Source organism: Pseudoflavonifractor capillosus (genome assembly GCF_016899775.1).
Taxonomy (GTDB): Bacteria; Bacillota; Clostridia; order Oscillospirales; family Oscillospiraceae; genus Lawsonibacter.
Genome location: NZ_JACJJE010000048.1, coordinates 1 through 25,972, shown reverse-complemented (window position 1 = coordinate 25,972; position 25,972 = coordinate 1). Strand labels below are relative to the sequence as shown.

Annotated in this window: 17 protein-coding genes; 5 read left to right on the top strand and 12 right to left on the bottom strand. The window is 63.4% G+C overall.

Annotation, left to right across the window (positions count from 1 at the left end; all coding sequences use genetic code 11):
- The first annotated feature begins 308 nt into the window (after nt 1-308).
- Nucleotides 309-527: a ribbon-helix-helix domain-containing protein gene (locus H6B31_RS13015; RefSeq protein WP_087291722.1), complete on the top strand. Its 219-nt coding sequence runs from the start codon at nt 309-311 to the stop codon at nt 525-527.
- Nucleotides 514-783, top strand: coding sequence for a hypothetical protein (locus H6B31_RS13010; RefSeq protein WP_204898908.1), 270 nt, complete (start codon nt 514-516; stop codon nt 781-783). Before H6B31_RS13015 ends, H6B31_RS13010 begins: the two co-directional genes overlap by 14 nt.
- A 206-nt stretch (nt 784-989) precedes the next feature.
- Here H6B31_RS13010 and H6B31_RS13005 read toward each other — a convergent pair whose 3' ends face one another.
- The 3 genes from H6B31_RS13005 to H6B31_RS12995 all read right to left on the bottom strand — a co-directional run bounded on the left by H6B31_RS13005 (nt 990) and on the right by H6B31_RS12995 (nt 9,822).
- The gene (locus H6B31_RS13005) at nt 990-2,057 is read right to left on the bottom strand and encodes a flavodoxin family protein (RefSeq protein ID WP_204898907.1); all 1,068 of its coding nucleotides are present in this window, start codon (nt 2,055-2,057) and stop codon (nt 990-992) included.
- A gap of 928 nt (nt 2,058-2,985) precedes the next feature.
- Nucleotides 2,986-4,224, bottom strand: a complete 1,239-nt coding sequence (locus tag H6B31_RS13000) for a Rossmann-fold NAD(P)-binding domain-containing protein (RefSeq protein ID WP_204898906.1) — start codon at nt 4,222-4,224, stop codon at nt 2,986-2,988.
- 798 nt (nt 4,225-5,022) lie between these two features.
- On the bottom strand, nt 5,023-9,822 hold the full coding sequence (locus H6B31_RS12995; protein ID WP_204898905.1) for a cytidyltransferase-related domain protein: 4,800 nt from the start codon (nt 9,820-9,822) through the stop codon (nt 5,023-5,025).
- A 927-nt stretch (nt 9,823-10,749) separates the two neighbouring features.
- Between H6B31_RS12995 and H6B31_RS12990 the strand changes: the two genes are divergently transcribed.
- Nucleotides 10,750-11,877, top strand: coding sequence for an LCP family protein (locus H6B31_RS12990; RefSeq protein WP_243419049.1), 1,128 nt, complete (start codon nt 10,750-10,752; stop codon nt 11,875-11,877).
- Between the two features lie 130 nt (nt 11,878-12,007).
- On the opposite strand, the gene H6B31_RS12985 is transcribed toward H6B31_RS12990, so the two are convergent.
- From H6B31_RS12985 to H6B31_RS12945, 8 genes are all read right to left on the bottom strand, one after another.
- The gene (locus H6B31_RS12985) at nt 12,008-14,398 is read right to left on the bottom strand and encodes a homocysteine S-methyltransferase family protein (RefSeq protein ID WP_430691906.1); all 2,391 of its coding nucleotides are present in this window, start codon (nt 14,396-14,398) and stop codon (nt 12,008-12,010) included.
- Nucleotides 14,385-15,062: a methionine synthase gene (locus H6B31_RS12980; protein ID WP_204898902.1), complete on the bottom strand. Its 678-nt coding sequence runs from the start codon at nt 15,060-15,062 to the stop codon at nt 14,385-14,387. The genes H6B31_RS12985 and H6B31_RS12980 overlap by 14 nt, the downstream gene beginning before the upstream one ends.
- 160 nt (nt 15,063-15,222) lie before the next feature.
- Nucleotides 15,223-16,092: a methylenetetrahydrofolate reductase [NAD(P)H] gene (gene metF / locus H6B31_RS12975; protein ID WP_204898901.1), complete on the bottom strand. Its 870-nt coding sequence runs from the start codon at nt 16,090-16,092 to the stop codon at nt 15,223-15,225.
- 1,017 nt (nt 16,093-17,109) lie between these two features.
- Nucleotides 17,110-18,735, bottom strand: a complete 1,626-nt coding sequence (locus H6B31_RS12970) for a gamma-glutamyltransferase family protein (RefSeq protein WP_204898900.1) — start codon at nt 18,733-18,735, stop codon at nt 17,110-17,112.
- A 14-nt stretch (nt 18,736-18,749) separates the two neighbouring features.
- A complete protein-coding gene (locus H6B31_RS17730) occupies nt 18,750-19,760 on the bottom strand; it encodes a GrpB family protein (RefSeq protein WP_346014082.1) in 1,011 nt (336 codons plus the stop codon).
- Nucleotides 19,761-19,794: 34 nt separating this feature from the next.
- A complete protein-coding gene (locus tag H6B31_RS12955; RefSeq protein WP_204898899.1) occupies nt 19,795-20,529 on the bottom strand; it encodes a gamma-glutamyl-gamma-aminobutyrate hydrolase family protein in 735 nt (244 codons plus the stop codon).
- A gap of 12 nt (nt 20,530-20,541) precedes the next feature.
- Nucleotides 20,542-21,300: an exodeoxyribonuclease III gene (locus H6B31_RS12950; RefSeq protein ID WP_204898898.1), complete on the bottom strand. Its 759-nt coding sequence runs from the start codon at nt 21,298-21,300 to the stop codon at nt 20,542-20,544.
- Between the two features lie 784 nt (nt 21,301-22,084).
- Nucleotides 22,085-22,519 (bottom strand): RNHCP domain-containing protein, encoded by a 435-nt coding sequence (locus H6B31_RS12945; RefSeq protein WP_204898897.1) that lies wholly within the window; start codon nt 22,517-22,519, stop codon nt 22,085-22,087.
- Nucleotides 22,520-22,834: 315 nt separating this feature from the next.
- On the opposite strand from H6B31_RS12945, the gene asnA reads away from it, so the two are divergent.
- Nucleotides 22,835-23,848: an aspartate--ammonia ligase gene (asnA, locus tag H6B31_RS12940; RefSeq protein WP_204898896.1), complete on the top strand. Its 1,014-nt coding sequence runs from the start codon at nt 22,835-22,837 to the stop codon at nt 23,846-23,848.
- Nucleotides 23,849-24,224: 376 nt separating this feature from the next.
- On the opposite strand, the gene H6B31_RS12935 is transcribed toward asnA, so the two are convergent.
- A complete protein-coding gene (locus tag H6B31_RS12935; protein WP_346014080.1) occupies nt 24,225-24,527 on the bottom strand; it encodes a helix-turn-helix domain-containing protein in 303 nt (100 codons plus the stop codon).
- Nucleotides 24,528-24,688: 161 nt separating this feature from the next.
- Here H6B31_RS12935 and H6B31_RS12930 point away from each other — a divergent pair, with 161 nt between their 5' ends.
- Nucleotides 24,689-25,798 (top strand): hypothetical protein, encoded by a 1,110-nt coding sequence (locus tag H6B31_RS12930; RefSeq protein ID WP_204898894.1) that lies wholly within the window; start codon nt 24,689-24,691, stop codon nt 25,796-25,798.
- Nucleotides 25,799-25,972 lie beyond the last annotated feature (174 nt).

Here is a 25,972-nt window from a genome sequence, read left to right as displayed (position 1 = left end):
GGGTGAGGGCACCCGTCCCTACGGCGTATCCGAAGGTGCGTTTATCTTTTGTAGGGCCCGATGCCCCCATCGGGCCGTTCCCGGGCGGCCCGGTGTGCCGCCCCTACGAAATAAACGCAAATATACGTAGGGACCCAGACCCGCCCGCTTTGCCTGCGTTTTATTTGGAATGACCTTTACTGAATGTCAATAAATGCGGTCCCCCGTGATATCATCACCACAGGATGCACAGAAAAAATAACAGGAATGTGAGCATAGCTTCTTACCATCCTACGGTTTTAAACTATGGTTAACCAGGAGGTGATTCCATGCGGCTTGACAACGAATTGGTGATCCGACCCAAACGGCCTAAGGGAGACGACGGATACCGGACATTTTCGGTGCGCCTCCGGAATGAAATGGTGGACCGCATGGATGAGATCGCCCAGGAGACTGGGCACAGCCGAAATGAGTTGATCGGTATTTTTTTGGACTATGCACTGGAACACTGCCGCTTGGAAAGGAGCGAGGACCTTGTACCACTGTGAACAAAACCCTATCCCCACCGCCCTCCGCCACGCCGCTCTGGGGAAGCTGGTGGAGGAGTACCTGTCCGCCCTGCCGCCGGAGCGGCTCCAGGCGGAGGCGCACACCCAAGCGGAGGAGGCGCTGGCGGAGATCTACGCCATTCTGGAGGACCCGGAGCTGGACGACCCGGCGTGTATGCAGAAAATTGAGGCCATTGTGACGGCCTACCACCGGCGGCTGGGGGTGCACAGCACCCGCCACTGGGAGCAGGACTGAGAAAAACAAAACGCCCTCCCGGCGGTTGACAAACCTGGGAGGGATGGTATAATGAAAATGAAGAGCGCCGCTGTGACGGTTAGCCCTCAACGCAAGTGAGCACAAAAATTATGCTGACCGTTTGGGTACCAGCCGAGCGGTCAGCACGTTTTTTATGGACAATGAAAAGAATGGGCCCTCCCCGCTGGGGAAGGCCCGATTTTTTGTCAATTTTTGTCCTCTGCAAACAGCCCCTCCATTCCGGCGGCGAACCGGTCCAGGCGGTCCTGGATGCCGGGGGCGGAGAGGGCCTCGCCGGGGGCGTTGGCAGTCTCCAGCAGGGCGAACCGGGGCGGGAGGTAGAAGGACTTGTTCATGTTCAGGGCGGAGATCAGCTGCCGGGCCACGGTGTCGCTGCCCGAGTAGCCGGACACCACCAGGGCGAACACCGCCTTGTCGTAAAACCGGGTCTGCCGGAACAGGGCGGTGAGGCGGTTGATGAAGGCGGTGAGGTTGGCGGACAGGGCGTCGTTGTAGTTGGGGCACATGAGGATGAGGGCGTCCGCCCTCCGCACGGCGGGGTAGACCTCCTCGGACATGACGCCGCCGTAGAAGCAGCCCCCCCGCTCGCCGAAGTGGAGGCACATGGTGTAAGGGCAGCCGGAGCAGTCGGAAAGAGTGCCGTTGCGCAGGCCGATCTCCTCCACCTGCCACCGGGGGGACAGGCGCTTCTGGAGCTCCCCCCACAGGGCCATGGTGTTGGAGGTGTGGTGGCTGGAGGCGTGGAGGGCCAGCAGATTGGGCCGCTCCCGGGTGGGGAACACGAAGGTCTCCGCCTGGTCGGCCAGCTCCCGGGCGGCGGCCTCATAGGCCCCCACTAGGTCGGTGCCCAGGTTTTTGGCCTGGATGCGGAAGTTGGCCAGGGAGCCGGTGGCCTCCACCAGGGGACGGCCCACCAGGGCGCACCCCGCCTGGTTCATGGCCAGGGCCAGCTCGGCCGCCGTGGACTTGGTGTAGAGCTCACCCGGCCCGTCCACAATCAGGCCGCCGGTGCAGCCCTCCAGCAGGTTTGCCTCCCGGCGCAGGCGGGCCAGCATGCGAAAATATTCGAAGTTCTGCCCCGCCTCGTCCAGGGGCAGGGCAAATAAAATCCGGGGAAATCTGCGCCGGTCCAGGTCCTCCGCCCGGCGGATTATCTGGACCTCCCGGCCCGCCAGGGCCTGGGAGAGCACCCGGTCCAGGCGGGCCTGCTGCGCCGGATCGCCCAGGGAGGGGTAGTATACAGTCAGGGACATGGGTGACACCTTCGTTTCTTTTTTGACAGGGGGGCTGCCGTTCCTTTCAAAGCCCGGGGTAAAAGGCGCTCCAAAGCTTCCCCCTGGGGGCCGACTCCCCTTGTCAAGGGGCCGATTCCCCCTATCAGGGGGAAATGGCCGTAGGCCAAAAGGGGTAGGGATGATGTCGCGTAGCGACAGAGGGGATAGGGACAGGTGCCCCCGAAGGGGGCGGATGAGGGGGCTCCCCTTAAAAGCCTTCCCCTTGGGGGGAGGTGGCACGGCGAAGCCGTGACGGATGAGGGGGCGATGATAGAACGCTTTTTTGTAGGGCCCGATGCCCTCATCGGGCCGCTGGATGGCTCTTTTCGCAGGGGAATTTCGCCGCCTGCGGGCGGCGAGTGACTTTGCCTGCGGCGGCAAAGTCACCAAAACGCCGCCGGGGACGGCTCCAGAGGAGCACCGTTCCGGTGCTCCTAGTCGCCCACCCTATCCCCTCTGTCGCTACGCGACATCTCCCCCTGACAGGGGGAGTCGGCCCCGGACCCCTAATACGGGGGTTACCCCTTGAAGTGAGCAGAACATTTCCGGCGCGCAAAATCAGGAGTGCTTGAGCGCGGTTCCGTCCGGCCCCACTGGGGGCCTGAGCGGGAAGAAAATTGGGGCTGGTGCGGTTCCGCTTCTGCGCCTGCCGCCTCCGAACTAACGTGCCCGGTCCGTTTTCCGCCGTAGGGGAGGCCTTTGGCCGCCCGCAAGCCTTCCCCTTTAGGGAAAGGTGCCGAGCAAAGCGAGGCGGATGAGATCCGTAGGGGCGGCACACCGGGCCGCCCGCAAGCCTTCTCCCCGTCGGAAAAAGGGGGAGGGGGTACGGCCGAAGGTCAGATGGATGAGGGTGGGCCCTGAAACCATAAAAATTCTCAACAGGCCGCGGAAGTATCCGGCGCTCCGCTCACAAAACGCGCTTCAATTCCTCCGCCGCCTCCTGAATATGCCCAAAGAGCTGATCGGGGATACGGGGCAGCAGCTCGGTCTCCACCCCGGCGGGGGTATAGCGGTTCTTGACCCCCATAAAGATACCGTCCAGGAACACCGACCCGCAGTGCCACTCCCCCCGGAGGGTGAGCAGGATGGACAGGGCTCCGGAGGACAGGGCGGGGGCCACGTAGGGCTTGAAGCCCAGCTCCCGCATCCACAGATTGGCGGTGACGGTCTTCTGGGTCAGCTCCTGGGAGACGGCCTCGTCGTAGTGGTCGATGGAGTTGGCGATCCAAAGGCCGGTGCCGTGGGGGCCGAAGGACCGGCCCTCGGTGAGGAAGGAGGACAGCTTCTCGTCCCGCTTGGCGTAGTAGGCCGCCCGGGCGTTCATCACCCCCAGGCCGAAGCCCTGGACCTGCTCGGGCCGCAGGCCCCTGCCGTCCCAATTTCCGTTCTCATCCTTGTTGCTCTCCAGATAGGCGGTCTTAGCCAGGGGGTCCACCGGGTCGGACACGGCGCACCACAGGCCCTGGAAATGGGCCGCCCGGGCCATTTTGGCGTACTGCTTCACAATAGCGGCGTTGGTCTCAAACTGGGCCATGCGCACGTCCTTCACCTTGGAGCCCACCGGGGGGATGCCCCGGGAGGCCACGAACACGAACACGTCGCAGTCAAAGAGTTTTTCCGCCGGGACCACCTCCACGTCCGGGAAGGCGTTGTAGTCCCAGGGCAGGTTGATCTGCCCCATTTCAAACTCCCACCGGGCGGTGACCTGGTCGCTCACGTCGCAGATGCCGATGGAGGAGAGCACGTCGCCCCCCAGCAGCTTGAGCCCGGTGAGCAGGGTGGAGCCCACATCCCCGATGGCAAGGATGTTCAGCCGCTTTTTCCCGGTGCTGGGGGCGGCGGACAGGATGGACTCCCAGCCCGCCCGGCCGGTGTTCACGGCGGTGAGCTGTCCCGCCTCCAGGGCGGCGGACAGAGGGCCGTCCAGAGGGAACTCCGGCAGGCGGGAGGCGTCCAGCACCTCCAGGCCGTGGGGGGCCTTCAGCTGGCCCGGGTGGTTCACCTTGAAGGAGCCCCGGCCCAGCACCGGGTCGCCCTCCACCAGGTAATAGATGGGGGCGCCGGGGATGGGCTCTCCCTTGGCGTAGGGCAGGTCCCCCCGCTGGGAGGCCAGGATTTTTTCGTCCTTTTTGTAATAATAGAACATATTATAACACCTCGTTGTGTTTTCGTTGGCGAATCATCCGGAGATTGTGTTTGTTCACGGAGAGGGGATTTCGCCGCCCCGGCAGCGAGCGCGCCTTTTGGACGGGTGGGGCTCAAGTTTGGCTCAGGGAATCAGCGGGCGGGTGAGGACACCCGCCCCTACACGGATACAGGGACGGTTCCATTTCTCTCGTAGGGGCCGGTCCCTGACCGGCCCGCGGGCGCACACTGTGCGCCCCTACGGCGGACAACAGACCGGGAGCGTTGGTTCGGAGACGGCAGGCGCAGAAGCGAAACCGCACCAGTCCCAATTTTCTTCCCGCTCAGGCCCCCAGTGGGGCCGGACGGAATGGCACCCAAGCACTCCTGATTTTGTGCGCCGGAAGGATTCTGCCAACCTCAAGGGGTAACCCCCGTAAATGGGGGTCCGGGGCCGACTCCCCCTGACAGGGGGAGATGTCGCGTAGCGACAGAGGGGATAGGGTGGGCGACTAGGAGCACCGGAACGGTGCTCCTCTGGAGCCGTCCCCGGCGGCGTTTTGGTTACTTTGCCGCCGTGGGCAAAGTCACTCGCCGCCCGCAGGCGGCGAAACCTCCCTGCAAGAAACGAAACTGCTCTATCATCGCCCCCTCATCCGTCTGGCCTGACGGCCAGCCACCTTCCCCCCTAGGGGGAAGGCTTTTGGGGGGAGTCCCCTCATCCGGCCCCTTCGGGGGCACCTTCTCCCCAAGGGGGAAAGCTTTGGAGTGCCCCTCACCCGCAGCTTTGAAAGAAACGGCGGCGAAATCCCCCGCAGGCTCAAAGCGCGGAATGGGTCCGCATCAGCTGCTCCAGGTCGTTTTCCAGGTACACCGACGCGGCCAGGGTGGGATCATAGGCCAGGCAGGTGCCCTTGTCAGGGCACAGGGGCAGGATAATGGCCTCGGGCAGGCGGCTGAGGGTCAAGTTCCGGCCGTACAGGGCCCGGTACTCCTGCTCCAGGGTGAAGATCACGTCCCGGGCGGACTCCAGGCAGACCCGGGAGAGCTCGAACACCGCCTCCTCGCTGCACTCCCCCCGGAAGGAGGGGGAGGCGTAGGGGAGGATGTGGTTGATGCCGGGCAGCAGGCCGGGCACCGGCGGCGCGGACCGCCGGACGGTGTTGCCGCCGATGAAGGGATAGAGAGTGGATTCCACGAACCACTCCCGCAGCCGGGGCAGGTAGTACACCGCGTCCACCGGCCGCCCCTGGGCGTCCATCAGGTCCCGGCCGTGGCCGGACAGCAGGCCCACCAGCACCATGCGGATGTCCACATTCTCCTCCCGGAGGATGGGGTCCAGGGCCTGAATGCGGAAGCCGGGGTGCATGATGTCGTCCACCAGGATGACCGGCCGGTTGAAGGACTTGATCATCCGGATCTGGCTGGGGATGGGGGAGTAGTTGGGGAAGGCCTCCATGGAGCTCTCGGACAGGTCGGGGGTAAACACCTTGTCGGTGTGGATGGTCTTGGTCACCGTGTTGGGGACGATCTTGCCCCGGAGCATTTTCCCATAGGGGACGCACATATTTTTCCCCAATTTCCGGGGGGTGGTGGGGACGGAGGGCACCTCGTTGTAATTGGTAATCATCTCCAGCAGCCGCTGGTGGATGATGTCCGAGGACAGGGTGAGCACCAGGAAGCGGGGGTACAGCTTGGTGAGGGCCAGCTGGAGCCGCTTGTGGCCCCGCTGAATGGCGGCGAGCACCTTGGGGTTGCGGCACAGGGGCTCCTGAATGGTGGTCTCCAGGTTCTGGATGAGCACGGTGGGGGCGCTCATGTCCACCTCCCACAGGTTGAAGTCCGCCTCCCGGTGGAGGAAGCCCTGGCGGGCCAGCACGTCGGAGAGGGCCTCATCCGGGGGCGCGCCGTAGGGGCGGTACACCCCGTAGATGCAGTCGTCGGTGAGGGCCTGGGCCAGCACCTCGGTGAACAGCAGGTGCAGATAGTCCCGCAGGGGGTCGGAGGTGTCCGCCGCCGCCGCGGTGATAAGCAGGGTGGTCCCCGCCGAGCGCAGGCGGATGCGGTTGGCCAGGCCGGTGTCCCGCAGGGCGCCGAAGAGCTGGGTGGCGGACAGGTAGCGGAAGCTCACAAAGCCCAGCAGCTTGCCCTCCTGGCTGGAGCGCAGCAGCACGATCCGGTCCCGGCCCTGGCGGATGCCGGTGCGGATGGCCTCCCGGTCGGGGCGGCCGGCGGTCAGGTCCTCCACCAGCCGCTGGTCGGGCTGGTCGATCCACTGGAAGGTGAGGGTGGTGGGGTTGACCATGGGCTTGTCCTGGCTGTCCCGGAGGTACAGGCCGTTTTGATAGATGAAGTCCTGGATCACCGGGTCGATGAGGTTGGAGATGTCCCGGTTCAGGTCCACATTCTCCCGGATGCGGGTGGAGCTGATGTCCTCCAGATGGGGGGGCAGCTGGAGCTGGATGACCTTGCCGGTGATGGGCAGGTCGTCGGGGAGGGGGGCCTCCCCCGCCCGGCGGAAGATGATGTGATTCATGGAGTGGATGGACCAGTCCCGGGGCGGGTCCTGATAGGAGGAGGCGTGGGCCACCACGTCGCTGCCCGCCACCAGGTACACCTCCTGATAGGGGAAGAGCTCCCGCAGGCGTTTGAGATCTGCGGGGTTGGCGATGTTCACCGGGATCTCGTCAGGGAACAGGTGCACATGGAAGTCCCCGGCGATGGACAGGTTGACGATCTGCCGGCGGACCAGGTGGGGCTGGGCCTTCTTGGACCAGGAGAACTCGTCCACCGCCAGATAGACCTCAAAGCCCAGGTCCCGGATGGCGTGGACAATGCCCTTGTGGGACAGGGTGAAGGGGTCGAAGGTGCCGGGGAAGAAGGCGATCTTCTGGGGCCGCAGGAAGGAGAAGGGGCCGTGGTCCAGCCGCCACAGGGAGATGAACCGGTTGATGTCGGCCAGGGCGGCCGCCCGGTAGAAGAAGGTCATGGTGTCGTCCTGGACGGCGGCCTCCTCCACCAGGAACAGGAGCTTGCGGTAGCTCAGGGCGAACAGGTGGGCCTTCTCCTCCATGGGGAGGATGTTGCTCTCAAAGAGCAGGTTGCCGGTGACCAGCAGGGCCTCCTGACGCACGGCGGGGCGGTAGTGGGCCAGCCCCTGGAGGAGGAGGCCCAGCAGCTCCTGCCGCCGGTCCTCATAGCTCTGGCTGGACTGGGAGAACCGCTCCCGGTAGGCGGGGTAGTGCTGGAGGAGCACACCGATGGTGTTCAGGGCCCCGGACACCGCCGAGTCGTTGGGGGAGCCCAGCAGGGTCTTCAGCCACAGCACCTGCTCATCCAGTTCGCTGGGGTACAGGTACAGGGCGGCCTGGCCCAGGTACTGGGGGATGTACTTGGAGATCTCGTACTGGCCCATCTCCAGGCCCTTGCCCAGCTCCACCACCACCTCGTTGCGCTGGTCCCGGCGCAGCAGGGGCAGGATGCGAACCAGGGCGGCGCCGGCGTCGTGGCGGACCACCACCCGCTCGGACACCTTGATGAGGTTGGAGAAGTGGGTGCAGATGTGGAGGATGTGCTCCATCATGCCGTGCTCCACCTGGTCCCGGAGGAGCTCCACGCCCACCGACTTCACCCCCCAGTGGGTGGCGTTTTTCAGGTTGTCCAGAAACACCTCGCTGGTGATATCCTGGTCGTAGAGGACGTGCTTGTGGTAGCTCACGTCCTCCCCGGCCCGGAGGAGGATGCGGTACTGGAGGAAGGTGATGGTCAGGCTGCTGGGGGGGACGGACCGGGCCAGCTCCACAATCCGCTTGAGCTGGGGGTCCTCCCGCCGGAGGGAGCGCTCCGCCGAGCGCAGGAACTGGAGGGCGGCGGTCTCCATCCGGGGGTTCCGGGACTGGGCCCAGTGGCCGGCAAACTCGATGACCCGGCCCCGCATCTCCGGCGTAAAATACTGGGCGGGCAGGTACCGGGCCGCGTCCAGCAGGGTGAAGGCGGTGTCCTCGTCCTTGTCCTCCGGCCGGTCGAAGTAGCGCAGGAAGGCCCCCACAAAGCGGGGGATGTCCGCCGGGCGGGCATTCTCCAGCATGGCGTCCACCACCAGCTTCAGGGTGTAGCTGATGTGGCTGCGCTGCTGCTGGGTGGTCTTGTGGTCGGGGTAGATGATCATGTCCAGGTACTGCTCCCACAGGGTGAAGGGCACCTCCGCCGCCGGGTCGCTCTTCACGTCGTCGGGGAGCTCCTTGCGGTAGACCAGGTGGAACAGGGCGATGATCCGGCCGATGAGGTAGGCCGCCTGGCGGCGGATGTCGCCCTCCCGGTGGACCAGCAGCTCATAGAGGAAGGAGAGGGCCTGGGTCTTCTGGCGCACCGACAGGTAGGTGAAGTACTCCTGGAAGACGTTCAGATAGGCCCGCAGCTGCTTCCAGTCCTTGGTGGAGCGGGCGGCCTCGATGATGTTGCCGAACTTGCGCTCGTTGGAGAGCATGTGCATCATGCGGATGTTGTGTCCCACGGACAGGAGGACCAGGCCCTCCACCGTCTCGTCGGGGCCCATGAGGGCGGGGTCCTTGTGGGGAGCGGGAGTGCCCGGCCGGCCGGTCAGGTCCACATCCACTCCCAGGGAGCGCATGTAGTCCTCAAAGTCGTGGAGCTTGCCGTAGACGAACTCGTACCGGCGGCGCTTGCTGCTGTCCACGTTGTCCAGCTTGGACAAAATCACCTGGAAGGACTGGTCCAGGGGGTAGAGGACGGTGATCTCCTGCCCCTTCTCGTCCCGGTCCTGCTTGGAGCGGAAGTCGGCGTAGATGAGGCACAGGGACTCCACCGACAGGGACTCCAGCTCCAGGTCCCAGGTGGAGTGGTTGGCTGCGATGTGGCTGATATTGCCCATGTTCCGCTCCAGCAGCCACTGGTCGGTGTAGTAGTAGTGGAGGTAGGGCACCCGCTCCCCGGGGCGGCAGCCGTACTTGCCGATGTCGTGGGCGGCGGCGGCCCCGGAGATGAGGGCCAGGTCGATGTCCACCCCGGCGGCCTGGAGTCCCCGGGCGGCGGTCATGGCGATGTAGTGGACCCCGGCGATGTGGCCCAGCGTGCGGAAGGGGGTGACCTCCTGGCCCAGGCGCATGAGCTCGTAGACATACTCGGTGCGAAAGTGGCGGAGGAAGCGCTCATACTCCCGGCCGCAGTCGCAGCTCTCGTACTCCTCGGGAGTGAGGAACTGGAAGTCTACCAGGGGATCGAAGGGGAGCAGCTTCCGCTCCTGGTCCAGGAGCACCTGGAGGACGGTGAGATAAAACCGGGCGCCGTCCTCATACTCCGCGGCGTCGGGGGCAAAATCCCCCTCCGGGTACAAAATAGAGCGCACATACCGGTAGCAGAAGGCCAGCCAGCCCTCCTCGGGCACCGGGGAGAGCTTGGGCAGGATGGGGGTGCACACCTCCAGCACCTCCCCGCACTCCAGACGGCGGCGGATGGGCAGCAGCTGGGAGAGCTCCTCCGCCCAGCCGGGGGTGCGCAGCAGCTCCAGGGCGGCCTTTCGGTCCTTGGCGAAGGGGAGCTTCTGCTCCGCCAGGGCGTCGGCCACCAGAGCGGTGATGGTTCGGATCTGCTTTTCATGCATGGCTCGGTCCCGCCTTTCTTGTCGCGCTGAAACAAAATCTCACGCTTAGTCTAGCACAAAAGCTGGAAATTGAAAAGCGGGAAAAGAGGGGGAGAGGCGATTCCCCCATTCCTCTCCAGAAGGTCGGTTTCCGCCGCAGGGGCGGCACACCGGGCCGCCTCCAAAGCCGTCCCCACGGGGACCGACTCCCCTTGTCAAGGGGGCGGATGAGGGGACCTCCTCAAAAGCCTTCCCCTCGGGGGGAAGGTGGCACGGCGAAGCCGTGACGGATGAGGGGGCAATAATAGAACGCTTTTTTGTAGGGCCCGATGCCCTCATCGGGCCGCTGGATGGCTCTTTTCGCAGGGGGAATTTCGCCGCCTGCGGGCGGCGAGTTTCTTTCCCAGCGATGGGAAAGAAACCAGGGGTAGGGGGGCTGGCCGTAGGCCAGGCGGATGGGATTATGAGAGCGGGCCGTTTCAACCGTAGGGGCGCACAGTGTGCGCCCGCGGGCCGGTCTGGGACCGGCCCCTACGCAGAGACAGACGCGTTTCCTGATACTCCGCAGGGGCAGGTGTCCTCACCCGCCCGCCGCAGGCAGTGATCCTCCTGCAGGGGCGGCTATCAGTCGCCCGAAACGGCCCGATAGGGACATCGGGCCCTACAAAAGAGCAAACACGTTTTCGGGTACGCCGCAGGGACGGCCCCATGCGGCCGCCCGTCCTAGGGGGCTGTCATGTGGGGCGGGGGGTGTGCCCCGCCGCCGTCAAGGCGTCTGCCCCTCCCGTCCAGCGCCGGGAACGGTCCATTCCCGCCCCGTGGGGGTGCTCCAGCCCCGAAAATTGGTTAAGAATTTTTGAATATCGCCCCGCCCCTCTTGCCGAACGGCGGCGGATTAGCTATACTGGGACCGTATCATCTCATTTTTTGGAGAGGAGGGAGCCGGCCTTGGTCGATTCCCGTACAAGAGAGGAGTCACGCGCCTACCGCCGCTCCGGCCGGAGCGCCGCCGGCGGACGCCGGGTGCAGCAGGCCCCGCCCCGGCGCAGGCCGAAGCGCCGCCACGGCATCCTGTTCAAGCTGTACGTATTTCTGGTGATCTGTTCCGCCATTGTGGTGGGACTTTATATCGCCCACGAGCTGCTGGTGCAGCCTCCCACCATTCCCCAGTCGGAGACGACGGCCCCGGACACGGGGGATGCGGCCCTCCCTGTAGCGGACCCGGAGGACCCCAACGCCCTGGTGCGCAGGGACGGGGTGTATAACTTCGTCCTCCTGGGCAAGGATGTGGACGGGAGCAATACTGACACCATCATCGTGGCCCAGTACGACACGGTCAACCAGAAGGTGGGTATGGTCTCCATCCCCAGGGACACGGCGGTTCAGCGCACCTGGTCCAAATACTGCAAGATCAATGCCGCCTTCTATGGTTCCGGCTCAGACACTCTGAAGCAGGAGATCCAGGACACCTTCGGCATCCCCATTGATTACTATATTCTGGTAGATCCCAAGGGCTTTGTGGCCCTTGTGGACGAGCTGGAGGGGGTGGATCTGTACATTCCCGAGGACATGAACTACGATGACCCCACCCCCGGCGAGGAACTGCATATCCACTATACCGCCGGGCAGCATCACCTCACCGGCAGCCAGGCGCTGGAGGTGGTCCGGTTCCGGCACAACAATGACGGTTCCGGCTACACCGACACCGGCCGCGCGGAGATGCAGCGCCAGCTGCTGCTGGCTCTGGCCGAGAAGGTGCTCTCTTGGAACTCCCTCACCAAGATGCAGTCCTTCCTGGAGATCTTCCAGACCTATGTAAAAACGGATCTAACGGCCACCGATATGCTTTACTTTGCCGAACAGGCCTTGCAGCTGGACCTCTCGGCCGATGTGAGGCAGGGCGCTCTGACCGGACGGGGAGATGGTGTCGTGGGGGCCTCCAAGTGGTGCTTTGTCTATGAGGCGGAGGATATTCTCCCCACATTGAACGAGCTGGTCAACCCCTATACCCGGGACCTGACGGCGGAGGATTTGAATCTGCCGGTGGCCGACCGGTACATGCTGTCCGGAGGTTGAATGAGCCCGGTCTGTACTGGGCGGACATACATCAGAAAAGCCCCTGTCCGAAGCGCACGCTTCGGACAGGGGCTTTGTGCTGAAATATAGGGGCAGGGGGGGAGGCCGCCCCCGCGCCGGACCGGCGGGATCATCCAATGACCCGCTTGGCGATGTCCACGCTCTCCTTGGCGTCCTTGGCGTAGAAGTCCGCGTGGATCTCCTGGGCGTAGTCGGGGGTGAGCACCGCGCCCCCCACCATGATCTTGCAGGGGAGGCTGGCCGAGTGGAGCTGGGCGATGGTCTCCGCCATGCTCTTCAGGGTGGTGGTCATCAGAGCGGACAGGCCCACCAGGGGGGCCTCATGCTTCCGGGCGGCCTCCACCACGGCGGCGGGGTCCACGTCCCGGCCCAGGTCAATGACCGTGTAGCCGTAGTTTTCCAGCAGCACCTTCACGATGTTCTTGCCGATGTCGTGGATGTCCCCCTTGACGGTGGCCAGCACCACGGTGCCCCGGCTCACCGTCCCCCCGTCCTTCTGGGCCAGGGTGTCCCGGATCACCTCAAAGGCGGCCTGGGCGGCCCCGGCGGACTGGATGAGCTGGGGGAGGAACACCTTGTTCTGCTCAAAGTCGGCCCCCACCCGGTCCAGGGCGGGGATGAGGATGTTGTCCACAATGTCCATGGGCTCCCGGGTCTCCAGGAGGGCCTTGGTGGCGGGGCCCGCCTCCCCCTTCAAGCCGGTGAGGACGATCTCGGTGAGATCCCGCTTTCCGCCGGCGGCAGGGGAGGGGGCGGCGGTCCCGGTGGTGGTGATGGAGGTGGACACCTGGGCATTGCCGTAGGCGGCAATAAACTCCCGGGCGTTCTCGTCCACGTTGGTGAGCAGGTGGTAGCACCGCACCGCCGCCATCATGGCCTCCACATTGGGGTTGAGAATGGGCAGGTCCAGCCCGGCGGACATGGCCATGGTGAGGAAGTTCTGGTTCACCAGGGGCCGGGCGGGCAGGCCGAAGGAGATGTTGGACACCCCCAGTACGGTCTTGAGGCCCAACTCGGTCTTCACCCGGCGCAGGCCCTCCAGGGTCTGCACCGCCCCCTCCGGCTCGGCGGAGACGGTGAGGGTGAGGCAGTCGATGTACACGTCCTCCTTGCGCAGCCCAAAGGACAGGGCCCTGTCCAGAATTTTTCGGGCGATGTCCATCCGGGCCTGGACGGTCTTGGGGATGCCGTTTCCGTCCAGCGTGAGGCCCACTACCGCCGCCCCGTACTTCTTCACCAGGGGCAGGATGGCGTCCAGGATGGCGTCCTCGCCGTTCACCGAGTTGACGATGGCCTTGCCGCAGTAGATGCGTAAAGCGCCCTCCAGCACCTTGGGGTCGGTGGAGTCCAGCTGGAGGGGGGCCTCGGTGACCCCCTGGAGGGCCTTCACGGTGCGCACCATCATCTCGGCCTCGTCGATCTCCGGCAGGCCCACGTTCACGTCCAGGATGTCCGCCCCGGCCTCGGTCTGCTCCAGGGCCTGGCCCAGCATGTAGTCCACATCCCCGGCCTTCAGGGCCTCCTTCATGCGCTTCTTCCCCGTGGGGTTGATGCGCTCGCCGATGACCCGCACCCGGTCGATGGGGACCACCTGCATGCCGCTGCACACGGCGGCGGGTACGTGCCGGGGGATTTGCTTGACACTCCGGCCCTCCAGGGCCTGGCGGAGGAGGGCGATGTACTCCGGCGTGGTGCCGCAGCAGCCGCCGAACACCTGCACCCCCAGGTCGGTGAGCTGGGCCAGGCTGTGGGCGAATTCCTGGGGCGTGATATCATAGCCGGAGCCATCCGGGTGGGGCAGGCCGGCGTTGGGTTTCAGTACGATGGGCAGGGTGGTCCACTGGAGGAGCTCCTCCACCAGGGGGGGCATCTCCCGGGGGCCTAACGAACAGTTCACCCCGATGGCGTCCGCCCCCATGCCCTCCAGGGTGAGAGCGGCGGCGGCGGGGGAGCACCCCAGGAAGGTGCGGCCGGTGGCCTCATAGGTCATGGTCACCAGCACCGGGAGATTGCTGTTCTCCTTGGCGGCCAGCAGGGCGGCCCGGGCCTCCTGGAGGTCGGTCATGGTCTCAATGACGATGAGGTCGGCCCCGGCGGAGGCCCCGGCCTTGACGACCTGGGCGAAAATGTCCACCGCCGTCTCAAAGTCCAGAATACCGGTGGGCTCCAGCAGCTGCCCCGTGGGACCCATGTCCAGGGCCACCAGGGCGCGCCCCTGGGCGGCCTCCTTGGCCAGGGCCACGGCGGCGGGGACGATCTCCTCCACCGTCTTTCCGCAGTGGGAGAGCTTCTCCCGGTTGGCCCCGAAGGTGTTGGCGTAGAGGATCTGGGCCCCCGCCTCCACATAGGCCCTGTGGATGTCCAGCAGCCACTCCGGGTGCTCCAGGGCGGTGAGCTCGGGGGTGGCCCCTACGGGCAGGCCCTTGGCCTGGAGCATGGTGCCCATGCCCCCGTCCAGGAGCACGGGGCGGCCGGTTTGCAAGAGTTCAAGAAATTCCACAGTGTCCACCTGACTTTCGATACTGGCAGCCGTCGTGGGCGGGACAGCCCACACAGCTTCGGGTGTTTGCTTCAATAGGGTGGTCGGCGATGCCCAGAATGGCGGTCACCGACTTGCGGGGGGTCAAGATATGGGTGCTGCTGGCGCACAGCCCCACCCTCCGGGGGGCGTCCAGCAGGTTGAGCAGAGGGCCCTGGAGGGTGAGGGGCAGGTCCCCGTAGCCGGGGCTGAAGCGGAAGGGGAAGAAGCAGCCGGGGAACTGTCCCTGAAGCTCGGCTTCGATCTGGTCGCACACCTCCTCCACGGCGGCGGCGGCACAGCAGTCCAGAGCCAGAGCCCGGAGCATGTCCCCGCTCTCCGCCCTTCGGATGAGGGCGTCCACCTGGGCGGACAGGGTGGCGCAGAACAGGGCCGCCCGGCGGCAGTCCCTCAGGTGCCGCTTCAGGTCCTCCCCGGGCAGAAGAAGGCCGCAGTCCAGGCGCACCCCCTCCGCCTCGGGGGTCAGGTCAAACACCCGGTACGCCCACCGGGGCCGGGCGGCGGAGATCACCTCTTGGGCGCAGGCCTCCGCCAGCGCCCGCAGGTCCGCCCCCGCCTGGTCCGGGGGCGTGCCCATATAGCGCAGGACCTCGTCGGTATTGATGGTTGTAAGGGAAATGGGCATGAAGTCACCTGTTTCATCGGGGAATGGACGGGCGGGCCGTCGGGGTTGTACATGGCGGGCGGATGATATCCGCCCCTACACGATGGGACGGCGGGGGCAAGCCCCCGCCCTACGCGAATGCCGGTGTACGGCACTCCGGTGGGATGCCGCCCCCACAAAATCAAACGCTTCGGATGGAGGCGATGCTCGCGCTGATCTGCTTGGCCACGGCGGGGTTGTTCATGGTGTACAGGTGGATGCCGTCCACCCCGGCGGCCATCAGGTCGGCGATCTGGTCGATGGCGTAGGCCATGCCGGCCTCCCGCAGGGCGGCGGGGTGGTCCCCGTACCGGGCCAGGATGCGGGTGAGCTTCCGGGGCATGGAGGCCCCGCACAGGGAGACCATGCGCTCGATGGAGCTCTTATTCAGCACGGGCATGATGCCCGCCTCGATGGGCACCTCGATGCCGGCGATGCGGCAGCGCTCCAGGAAGCGGAAGAAGTCGTCGTTGTCAAAGAACAGCTGGCTCACCAGGTGCTGGGCCCCCGCGTCCACCTTCTGCTTCAAATAGCGCACGTCGGTGATCAGGTCGGGGCTCTCCGGGTGTCCCTCGGGGTAGCAGGCGGCGGACACGCCGAAGTCCCCCCGGCGGTGGATGAAGGAGACCAGCTCGTCGGCGTGAAGAAAATCCTCCTTGGGCGGGAAGTCCGGGTTCCGGTCCCCCCGCAGGGCCAGCACGTTCTCCACCCCGCTGTTTTTCAGCTGGGCCAGGATCTCGGTGGCCTCCCCCTTGGTGCAGCCCACGCAGGTCAGGTGGGCCATGGCGGTGATGTGGTACTGGTTCTGGATGATGGAGGCGATCTCCGCCGTGGACTGGTTCACATTGCTGGAGCCGCCCGCGCCGAAGGTGACGCTGATAAAGTCGGGTTTAATGTCCTTCAGCCCGTCCAGAGTCTTGTAAATGCTGTCCACCGGGCTGGTCTTCTTGGGGGGAAATACTTCGCAGGAGAAAACGGTCTTGCCTTTTCCGAACAGTTGGGCGATTTTCATGGTGCATACCTTCTTTCTGGGGTCGTTTTGGTTTCTATATTTGAATGAGTGATTGGTAAATGGATGGGCGCAGAGAAATTTCGCCGTCTGCCTTTTCTAAGCCTTCCCCCTGGGGGGAAGGTGGCCCCGAAGGGGCCGGATGAGGGGGCAGGTTTCGGACTGCATTTGTTGTACGCAGGGGAGTTTCGCCGCCTGCGGGCGGCGAGTTTCTTTCCCAGCGATGGGAAAGAAACCAAAGGATCGCCGGGGGACGGCTCAGGATGGACACTGCGTGTCCATATTCGCCTTTCCCCCGGACCCCCGTTACGGGGGTTACCCCTTGCAGTGGGCAGAACATTTCCGGCGCGCAAAAACAGGAGTGCTTGGGTGCGGTCCCGTCCGGCCCCACTGGGGGCCTGAGCGGGAGAAAAATGGGAGCTGCTGCGGTCCCACATCTGCGCCTGAGTTTGCCGAGCCAACGCTCCCAGCCCGATTCTCGCCGTAGGGGCGGCCTTTGGCCGCCCGAAAGCCTTCCCCTTTAGGGGAAGGTGGCACGGCGAAGCCGTGACGGATGAGGGAAAAGGTCCTGGTTATGAGGGCAGACCGTTTCAACCGTAGGGGCGCACAGTGTGCGCCCGCGGGCCGGTCTGGGACCGGCCCCTACGCGAAAACAGATGCCTTTCCAGGTGCTCCGTAGGGGCGGGTGTCCTCACCCGCCCGCCGTCGCCCTGAGCCGCATTTGAGTCCCACCATGCCAAAAGGCGCGCTTTCCGCCAGGAGGAGGGATACCCAAAGGTTACCGGTTGCTCAGCGGCAGCGGTTATAGAAGGGAAACCAGTCAGCTGAGCTACCCGCGCCTTTGCGATGATTGCTAAGGTGGCCTAATTGGGGCCCCCGCAAATGGGGGTCCAGGGGGTGGGGATCATGGAGGATGAGGCGGAGCCGAATCCGATTGTCCCCACCCCCTGGTGCCTCTTTGGCTTCTTTCTGGGCATCCAGAAAGAAGCTCGCTCCGCAGGGCGAAACCCCTGCAAAACCTCACCAGGCCGCAATGGCCCCATCGCACCGGGGCTCGGTGCCGCCGATATACAGCCCGTTGTCCGTTTTCCAGATGATCTGCCCCCGCCCCATGTGCAGGTTGGAGTTGACGATCTCCACCTCATGCCCCCGGTGGGCGAGCTCCTGGGCGATGTGGGCGGGCACCTCCCGCTCCAGCTGGACGTGTTTCCCGCCGGTCCACTGGAACCGGGGGGCGTCCAGGGCGGCCTGGGGGTTCAGATGGTAGTCCACGGTGTTCACCACCACCTGCACGTGGCCCTGGGGCTGCATGAAGGCCCCCATCACCCCGAAGGGGCCCACCGCCGCCCCATCCTTCATCAAAAAGCCGGGGATGATGGTGTGGTAGGACCGCTTGCCCCCGGCCAGGCAGTTGTCGCTGTCCTGGTCCAGGGAGAAGTTGGCCCCCCGGTTCTGCAGGGAGATGCCGGTGCCGGGGATGGCCACTCCAGCCCCAAAGGTGGTGTAGTTGCTCTGGATGAAGGAGACCATGTTCCCCTCTGGGTCGGCGGTGCACAGGTAGATGGTCCCGCCGCAGGAGGGGTCCCCCGCCTGGGGCAGAAGGGCGGTCTCCCCGATGAGGGCCCGCCGCCGGGCGGCGTAGTCCTGGGAGAGCAGGTCCTCCACGCGGGTCTTCATGTACCGGGGATCGGCCACATAGGTCTTGGTGTCCGCGAAGGCCAGCTTGATGGACTCAATGATTTTATGGTAGGTGTCCGCCCGCTCCCGCTCCGGGGACAGGTCCAGGTCCTTGAGGATGTTCAGGGCCATCAGGACGGTGATGCCGTGGCCGTTGGGGGGAATCTCACAGACGGTATAGCCCTTGTAGTCCACCGAGATGGGCTCCACCCATATGGGGCGGTAGGAGCGGAAGTCGTCTTCCGTAAAATATCCCCCGGTCTCCCGGCTGAAGGCGACGATCTTCTCCATGAGGGGGCCCCGGTAGTAGCTCTCGCAGTTTGTGGCCGCTAGCTCCTCCAGGGTCTGGGCGTACTCCTCCCAGCGGAAGATGTCCCCCGCCCGGTAGGGCTCCCCGTTCTTGGTGAACTTCTCCCACCAGTAGGCGTGGGGGGCTGGGTTTTCCGCCATAGCCTGCCCAATGCGGCGGGAGTCCTCCGCCCACATGGGCTCCAGGTTGACGGCCACGGGCACCCCCTCCCGGGCGCTCCGGATGGCGGGGGCGAACAGCTCCGGGAGGGGTTTTGTTCCAAACCGGCGGTTCAGTTCCGCCCACCCCGCCGGGGCCCCGGGCACCAGGGTGGGAATCCACCCGGCCTTGGGCATTTCAGAAAAGCCAAGGGCGCGCACCCGTTCCGCGCTGAGGGCGGCGGGGGCAGTGCCGCTGGCGTTGAGGCCGTAGAGCTTCTTCTCTTTCTCCACCCACACCAGGGCGAAGCAGTCGCTGCCCAGGCCGTTGCTGGTGGGCTCCAGCAGGGGCATGGCGGCGGCCATAGCCACCGCCGCGTCTATCGCGCTGCCCCCCGCCTTCATCACGTCCAGGCCGATCTGGGCTCCCTGGGGGATGGAGGTGCAGGCCATGGCCTTGCGGGCGTACACCGCGTTCCGGCGGGAGGGGTAGGGGTAGTTTCTAGGATCAAACTCCGGCATTCGGTCTCCCTCCCTCAGCCCGCCTGATTGCGCTTGCCGGTCCACTGGTCCGCCTGAATGGCAAATACCGCCGTGCGGTCCAGGGAGGCGTCGGGCATGTCCCAGCCGCCCCTCCCGGTCATGTGCTCCATAATGCGGCCCAGGGCGGCGCGCTTCTCCTCCCGGCCGGTCAGCTCTCGGATGGGGCCGGAGCCCATGATGCTCTGATAGGTGTAGCTGTGGCCGCAGGCGGTGCCCGACGTGCGCAGGGCATGTCGGCCGTCCATCTCAAAGGCCACGGTCCCCCCGGCCCGGAAGGCGGACACCTTCCGCCCCTCCTGGGCGGAGTGGACGTACAGGGTCAGCCGGTCCCCCTCCAGGTGAAAGCCGTAGTTCATGGGGACCACGAACATCCCCTCCCCGTCCTGGGCCCCGATGTGCACCGCGGTGCACGCCTTCAAAATTTCCTCCAGCTCCTCCAGCCGGGTCACTTCCTTGTCTGCTCTGCGCATGGCTGTTCCCTCCTTAAAATTCATATATTCCTCCAGGGCCGCCTGTTCCAGGGCCTGGACAAATTCCTCTTTTCCCAGGCAGTACCCGTCAATGTCATAGGGAAACTGCCGGGCCAGTGCCCGCTTCAGGCGGGCGTACTCCTCCCGGGCCTCCCGGTGGGCCCGAAGGTAGTCCCGCACCGCCAGATGGCGGGTGATATTGTCCCGGTCCGTCCGGGCGAAGATGTGGAGCTGGTGGGTCCGCTCATCCCCGCCCTTTCGCAGATAGCGGCGGCCCGGGATGCCGAACTCCCCCAGATACTCATACCCCATCGCCTCAAAGGCCGGGGCGGCCCGGTCCACCGCCTCCAGGTTTTCCACCACCGGCATGATGTCCAGAATGGGCTTGGCCGCCAGACCGGGGACGGCGGTGCTCCCGATGTGGTAAATGGCGGTGCAGTTGTCCCCCAGCACGGCCCGGATTCGGGCCGCCTCGGCCTGAAACTGCCGGGGCCAGTCCGGGTCATAGTCCACTACGGTGATATGCTGGGGCATGGCCGCCGCCTCCTGACAAATGTGGTGTGCGCTCTCAGAGCAGAGAGGCAAAATGGCGGAACACCGCCATGGGGTCCACGGTACCCTCCACCGGCTTGTCCACCAGCAGCTCCGGGTGCCACTGAAGGCCGAAGATGGGCCGGGTCCGGTGGTAGATGCCCTCGATGACGCACCGGTGGGCGCCCTCCGTCAGGGTCCCCGCCTGGGCCTGGGCGATCAGCTCCGTCTGGGTTTCCCGGGGAATGGAATCGTCAAACCACAGCTGGGCAATTCCAAACTCCGGGGCCAGCCGGCGGACGGCCTGGTGGTGCTTGGTGTTCACCGGGGCGTGGGCACCGTACAGGTCATAGGCGAAGGTGCCCGGGACACAGGCGGTGTCGTGGACCACCTCTTTCTTCGGGTCGAAGCGGTGAATGTCCGCCGTCTCCAGGTCCTGGATCAGGCTGCCCCCGAAGTACACATTGATTACCTGACAGCCCCGGCAGATGCCCAGCACAGGGAGGTTCTGCTCCACCGCCCGGGCCAGGACGGAAAAGTACTGCTCATCCAGCTCCGGGGTGACATCCAGACTGCCAGCCAGGGACTCCCCGTACCGGGCGGGGTCCACGTCGGGCACGCCCCCGGGGAGGATCAGGCCGGAGCACCCCTCCAGGTCCTCCGCCTCCATAGACTGGACGGCCTCCAGCCCCAGGGCCTCCAGGGCCAGCACACAGCCGGAGTAGATGTGGTGGGGGTCGGGCCCCGTTCCGGCAATCAAAACACGTTTCATACAAAATCCCTCTTACAGATCCAGCTCCAACAGCACGGGGCAATGATCGCTTCCTTCTACGTTGGTTAAAATCTCCGCCCGCTTGATTTTGTCCTGGAGGCGGTCGGAGACGATGAAGTAGTCGATGCGCCACCCCGCGTTGTTCTTCCGGGCGTTGAAGCGATAGGACCACCAGGAGTACACCCCCGTCACGTCCGGGTAGAGGAAGCGGAAGGAGTCGGTGAAGCCGGAGGACAGGAGGGCGGTCATCTTCTCCCGCTCCTGGTCGGTGAAGCCGGCGTTGTTCCGATTGGTCTTGGGATTTTTCAGGTCGATCTCCCGGTGGGCCACGTTCAGGTCCCCACAGTAGATTACCGGCTTGTGCTGATCCAGGGACATGAGGTACTCCCGCAGGTCGTCTTCCCACTCCATGCGGTAGTCCAGCCGCTTCAGGCCGTCCTGGGAGTTGGGGGTGTAGCAGCACACCAGATAGAAGCTCTCATACTCCAGGGTGATGAGCCGCCCCTCGTGGTCGTGCTGGTCCTTGTCCATGCCGTAGGCCACGGCCAGGGGCTTGTGGGGGGTGAAGACGGCGGTGCCCGAGTAGCCCTTCTTCTCGGCGGAGTTCCAGAACTCCAAAATGCCCTCCCCCAGGTCCACGTCGGCCTGGCCCTGCTCCATCTTGGTCTCCTGCAGACAGCAGAAATCGGGCTTCTCCCCCTGGTAGAAGTCCAGAAACCCCTTCTTCAGACAGGCCCGCAGGCCGTTTACGTTCCAGGATATGAATTTCATCACAGTTTCCTCCCCTGTTCGGGATGATATCACATTATAAAGGAGTTGAGCCGTCTTGGCAAGGGCGGGGTTCTTTTTCCCCTCTTGGGCGGCCTTTGGCCGCTCTCAAACCTTCCCCTTGGGGGAAGGTGCCCCTGAAGGGGGCGGATGAGGGGGCGGTATCTGCTGCTTCCGATCGAACGAATCTCGTAGGGCGGGGCTTGCCCCCGCCGCCCCCTAGGGTTCTGCGTACTCTGTAGGGCGCGAGAAGGTGAATTGCCCCACAGGGGCAAGAGAAGCTGGCCTGGGCCACGGCTCAGCGCGCCGTTTTGCAGGGGTTCGCCCTGCGGGGCGAGTGACTTTCTCAGCGATGAGAAAGTCACCAAAGAATCGCCGGGGGACAGCTCAGGATGAGCGCTTCGCGCTCATATTCGCCTTTCCCCCGGACCCCCGTTACGGGGGCGCTCTCCTGATTGTATGTGCGGCCCTTCCGGCGCGCAAAACCAGGAGTGCTTGGTCTAAATTCCCGCCGCCCCACTGGGGGCTGAGTTTACTGAATTTAGAAGGAGTTGCGGTTCAAGATCCGCGCCTGGGTTTCCGAACCAACGCTCCCGGTCCGGTTTTTGTCGTGGGGGCGACCCTTGCGGTCGCCCGAAAAGCCTTCCCCCGGGGAAGGCTTTTCAAGGTACATGCGCTGTATTTGTAGGGGCGGCACACCTGGGCCGCCCGTCCCGGCAAAAGGCGGCTTCTCCCAAAAAATCAGGAGCGCCTGTGAAGACCACAGGCGCTCCTGGACAAAAACAAGTCAAACATACCCCTCCATGCTGCCGCTTCCGCCCATCAGGTCGGTGAGCTTCTGAATGTGCTCCAGGGGGAAGGGGGGCTCCGCCAGGGGCCGGAGGGCCACCGACATGAGCTTCATGGGGTTGTCGTCCGCCGCCGTCCGGTTGGAGCTGAGCTTGCCGCACCGGCGGCACCGGTGGATGACGGCCCACTCGCCGCCCCGGCGCACCCACACGCCGATGGGGTCCATGATGCCCCCGCAGTCGGAGGCGCGGTCCCCCGGCTCCTCGTCCACATGGAGGCTGGACAGGCAGTTGGGGCAGTGGTTGCGGTGGCCGCTGCCGGCGGCCTCGGGGACCACCAGGCGGCCGCACACGCGGCAGGTGAAGCTGTCATGGCAGGGATGTGTCTTGTAGTATCCTTTTTCAAATGTTCTTCTCTTATTCTCCCGGTTCATGGGAAAGTTCCTCCTAAAAGATGTGATGTCTTTCGGGAGGCTCCGCGTCTGTCACTGCGCAGACCTCCCGGTCAGCGCCCAGACACCGAATCACAGTTACGCATCAAAATGATTCTCCTTCTTTCCGTTTTCGTTTGGCCGCGCCGTGCCGCGGCAGATGGATTCTAGCACAAACGACACAAACCTGCAAGAGAAATCGGGAAATTCTATCGTTCTCACGTTGCCTTTTTCCGAAAAATTGAGTATAATACCCTGCGTGATTGCAATTCCGCGGGGTTCCCTGCGGTCATCTGATAAGAAAAGGAGCATTGCACTATGGGACAGACTTCCATCCCCCAGGGGTATTCCCCCCTGCTCAGCATCTATGAGACCCAGAAGGCCATCGGCCTGCTCAAGCGCCTGTTCGAGGACCGGCTCAGCGGGGCCCTGCGCCTCCACCGGGTGTCCGCCCCCCTGTTCGTGGCGGCCTCCTCCGGCCTGAACGACGACCTGAACGGCGTGGAACGCCCGGTGTCCTTTGACATCCGGGGGGTGAACGACACCGCCGTGGTGGTCCACTCCCTGGCCAAGTGGAAGCGCCTGGCCCTGAAGCGGTACCAGTTCCACCCGGGCGAGGGCCTGTACACCGACATGAACGCCATCCGCCGGGACGAGGATCTGGACAACCTCCACTCCGCCTATGTGGACCAGTGGGACTGGGAGAAGATCATCACCGAGGAGGACCGGAACACAGAGTACCTGAAGGAGACTGTCCGCTCCATTGTGGGGGCCCTGCGGGACACCCAGGCCTTCCTGCGCTCCGTGTTTCCCCAGCTGTCCGTCCTGCCCGAGATCCCGGAGGAGGTCACCTTCGTCACCACCCAGGAGCTGGAGGACCGCTACCCCGACTTTAGCCCCAAGGAGCGGGAGAATGCCTTTGTGAAGGACCACCCGGTGACCTTCCTCATGGGCATCGGCGGCAAGCTGAAGTCCGGCAAGCCCCACGACGGCCGGGCCCCCGACTACGACGACTGGAACCTGAACGGCGACCTGCTGTGCTGGGACAGCGTCAACGGCCAGGCCATCGAGCTGTCCTCTATGGGCATCCGGGTGAGCCCTGAGTCCCTGGACAAGCAGCTCACCCTGGCCGGCTGCGACGAGCGCCGGGAGCTGCCCTTCCACAAGATGCTCCTGAACGGCCAGCTCCCCCTGACCATGGGCGGCGGCATCGGCCAGTCCCGGCTGTCCATGCTGCTCCTGGGTAAGGCCCATATCGGCGAGGTCCAGGTGTCTATGTGGGACGAGGACACTATGGCGGCCTGTGACGCGTCGGGGATTATCCTGCTGTAAGAGCCGATCTGGGCCTTGCCCAGACAAGCGTTTTTGCCTGCGGCAAAAACCTTGGCGCAGGGCGAATTTACTTCGCCCGAGCATTTAAATCTGTCCGGGACCCCATCCGGCCCTGGCCGGATGGGCAGAAGGCCCATATCGGCGAGGTCCAGGTGTCCATGTGGGATGAGGACACTATGGCGGCCTGCGACGCCTCCGGCATCATCCTGCTGTAATTAAAACAAAAAAGAGACACGTCCCGGTGGGGCTGAGACCCCGGCCGGGACGTGTTTTTATTAGGGGTCCGGCTGTTTTCAGACTCCTTAAAGATACCATGAAATTACGGAGAACGGAAACATCCGCAAAACAAGGCAGAGCGAGAAAAACTCGTCCTGCCTTATTTTTCTTTATTCGTGCTTTTTAACTCCTCGACAATCATTGTAATGGCTTCAATTTGTGTATCACTTAGCCCATCAACATTGATTGATTTATGAGTTGCCGTTCCCAAAAGATAATCTGTACTGACACTAAAAATTTGTGCCAGCTGAATTAGCACATCGTATGGCGGCAGATGCACACTATTTTCATAAGAGCTGATAACCGATTTGGAAACTCTGAGCTGTTGCGCCAATGTGATTTGAGACATGTTCCGTTGAGTACGCAACTGCTTGATCTTTGTCCCCAGTTCAGGTAGGTACACAATTATCACCTCTTGGTCCTGCTTTCTTGAACATTGTATAAGATTGTTGGACAGGATTGCAGAACTAAAACCCGAAATAGTTGACTCTTTTTGATTTTTAGGCTATAATCTCTTTACCTGGTATCGCTACTGACAATTTATTAAGATTAGGGGGACTTTACATGAGAAAAACGCTCGCACTGTTTTTTGCCGCAGTTCTTACAATGTCCATGGCATCTTGCAGCGGGGGAAATGAAAACACATCAGACAGCGGCGACAGTTCTATGCAAAGTGCGGCTTCCAGCGGTACAATGGAGAACGATAGCGGTCTGCTGGTGGTTGGGGAACCCTATTCCACAAGTGCGTTCGACATCACGATTACAGGTTTTGACTTCACGGAACAAGCAGAAAATCCAAATGGAGACGGCGACCTTGTCCCCAGCGACGGCTATGTGACCGCAAATGTGTACTACACTGTAAAGTTTACCGGAAAAACCCAGGCCAGCGGTACTCTTTTCCAGCCGGCGGTATTGAATTATGGAGACGGTTACCATTTTAACTTGACGAACTACTGGTTTTACAAGGAGAGTTCAAACGGTTGGCTGAACAGCGGCGACGTTCAACCTCTTGCTCCGGAATTTCCCTGCAAAGCCTGTTTCTTTGTTCCGGAAGAAGTGATGACAGAAAAAGAAAACGCATTGTCTATCAGCTTCCTCAACTCGGAGCCGGAATTGGTCTATTCCCCTAGGCCAGAGGATGAAAATGCAAAGGAAACGACGTATCAATATTGTACAGGTTTAATTCAATCCGATTCATGGAATGAGGTGGCAATGGCAAGAAGCCTGATGGCTGAATTAGGGGAGTACAAAGATAGTGCCGATCTGATGATGGAATGGCGGCTGCAATATTTTACATATGAAGACCGTGAGTTCTTCAAAGAGTATGTCGCCGATCTGGAACCTATGAGCGGTGACGCCATTGAGACCCTGCTCACAGATGCAACATTTTCCATGCGGAATAATTATGGCGGAGACGGAGATGGGACCCACACTATCACATTCAATGGGGACGGCACAGTGAACGCCAATTATACATCCGAGGGGCAAGAATACTCCATGTATGAGGTGTGGCGAATGGAAGACGGAAGCGTTGTCTGTACCCACAGTTACACCAATACGTACGGTGAGCAGAAAACAGCAGAGCATTACTTTACGCCCTACCAATACGATGAGACGAGATATTTGCTGATTGACCAAAACGGTGATTATTCTATGGTACTTACGCAGCAATAAATCAGGGTTCGTTGCAAAAAGAGCCCATAAAAACGAGCGAGGTTTGGAGCCCGAAATGGTTTCCAAATCTCGCTCGTTGCTTTATTCTTAGTTTGTGAAGACAAAGAAAAAGCAAAACCAGTGTACCGTATATGAGCGGAATGGTCAACTGGTACTTGCACTAAATTCAGAAAT

Coding starts and splice junctions, on each gene's coding strand:
- H6B31_RS13015 (WP_087291722.1), top strand. CDS start 309: ATGCGGCTTGACAACGAATTGGTGATCCGACCCAAACGGCCTAAGGGA.
- H6B31_RS13005 (WP_204898907.1), bottom strand. CDS start 2,057: ATGTCCCTGACTGTATACTACCCCTCCCTGGGCGATCCGGCGCAGCAG.
- H6B31_RS13000 (WP_204898906.1), bottom strand. CDS start 4,224: ATGTTCTATTATTACAAAAAGGACGAAAAAATCCTGGCCTCCCAGCGG.
- H6B31_RS12995 (WP_204898905.1), bottom strand. CDS start 9,822: ATGCATGAAAAGCAGATCCGAACCATCACCGCTCTGGTGGCCGACGCC.
- H6B31_RS12980 (WP_204898902.1), bottom strand. CDS start 15,062: ATGCCCATTTCCCTTACAACCATCAATACCGACGAGGTCCTGCGCTAT.
- metF (WP_204898901.1), bottom strand. CDS start 16,092: ATGAAAATCGCCCAACTGTTCGGAAAAGGCAAGACCGTTTTCTCCTGC.
- H6B31_RS12970 (WP_204898900.1), bottom strand. CDS start 18,735: ATGCCGGAGTTTGATCCTAGAAACTACCCCTACCCCTCCCGCCGGAAC.
- H6B31_RS17730 (WP_346014082.1), bottom strand. CDS start 19,760: ATGCCCCAGCATATCACCGTAGTGGACTATGACCCGGACTGGCCCCGG.
- H6B31_RS12955 (WP_204898899.1), bottom strand. CDS start 20,529: ATGAAACGTGTTTTGATTGCCGGAACGGGGCCCGACCCCCACCACATC.
- H6B31_RS12950 (WP_204898898.1), bottom strand. CDS start 21,300: ATGAAATTCATATCCTGGAACGTAAACGGCCTGCGGGCCTGTCTGAAG.
- H6B31_RS12945 (WP_204898897.1), bottom strand. CDS start 22,519: ATGAACCGGGAGAATAAGAGAAGAACATTTGAAAAAGGATACTACAAG.
- asnA (WP_204898896.1), top strand. CDS start 22,835: ATGGGACAGACTTCCATCCCCCAGGGGTATTCCCCCCTGCTCAGCATC.
- H6B31_RS12930 (WP_204898894.1), top strand. CDS start 24,689: ATGAGAAAAACGCTCGCACTGTTTTTTGCCGCAGTTCTTACAATGTCC.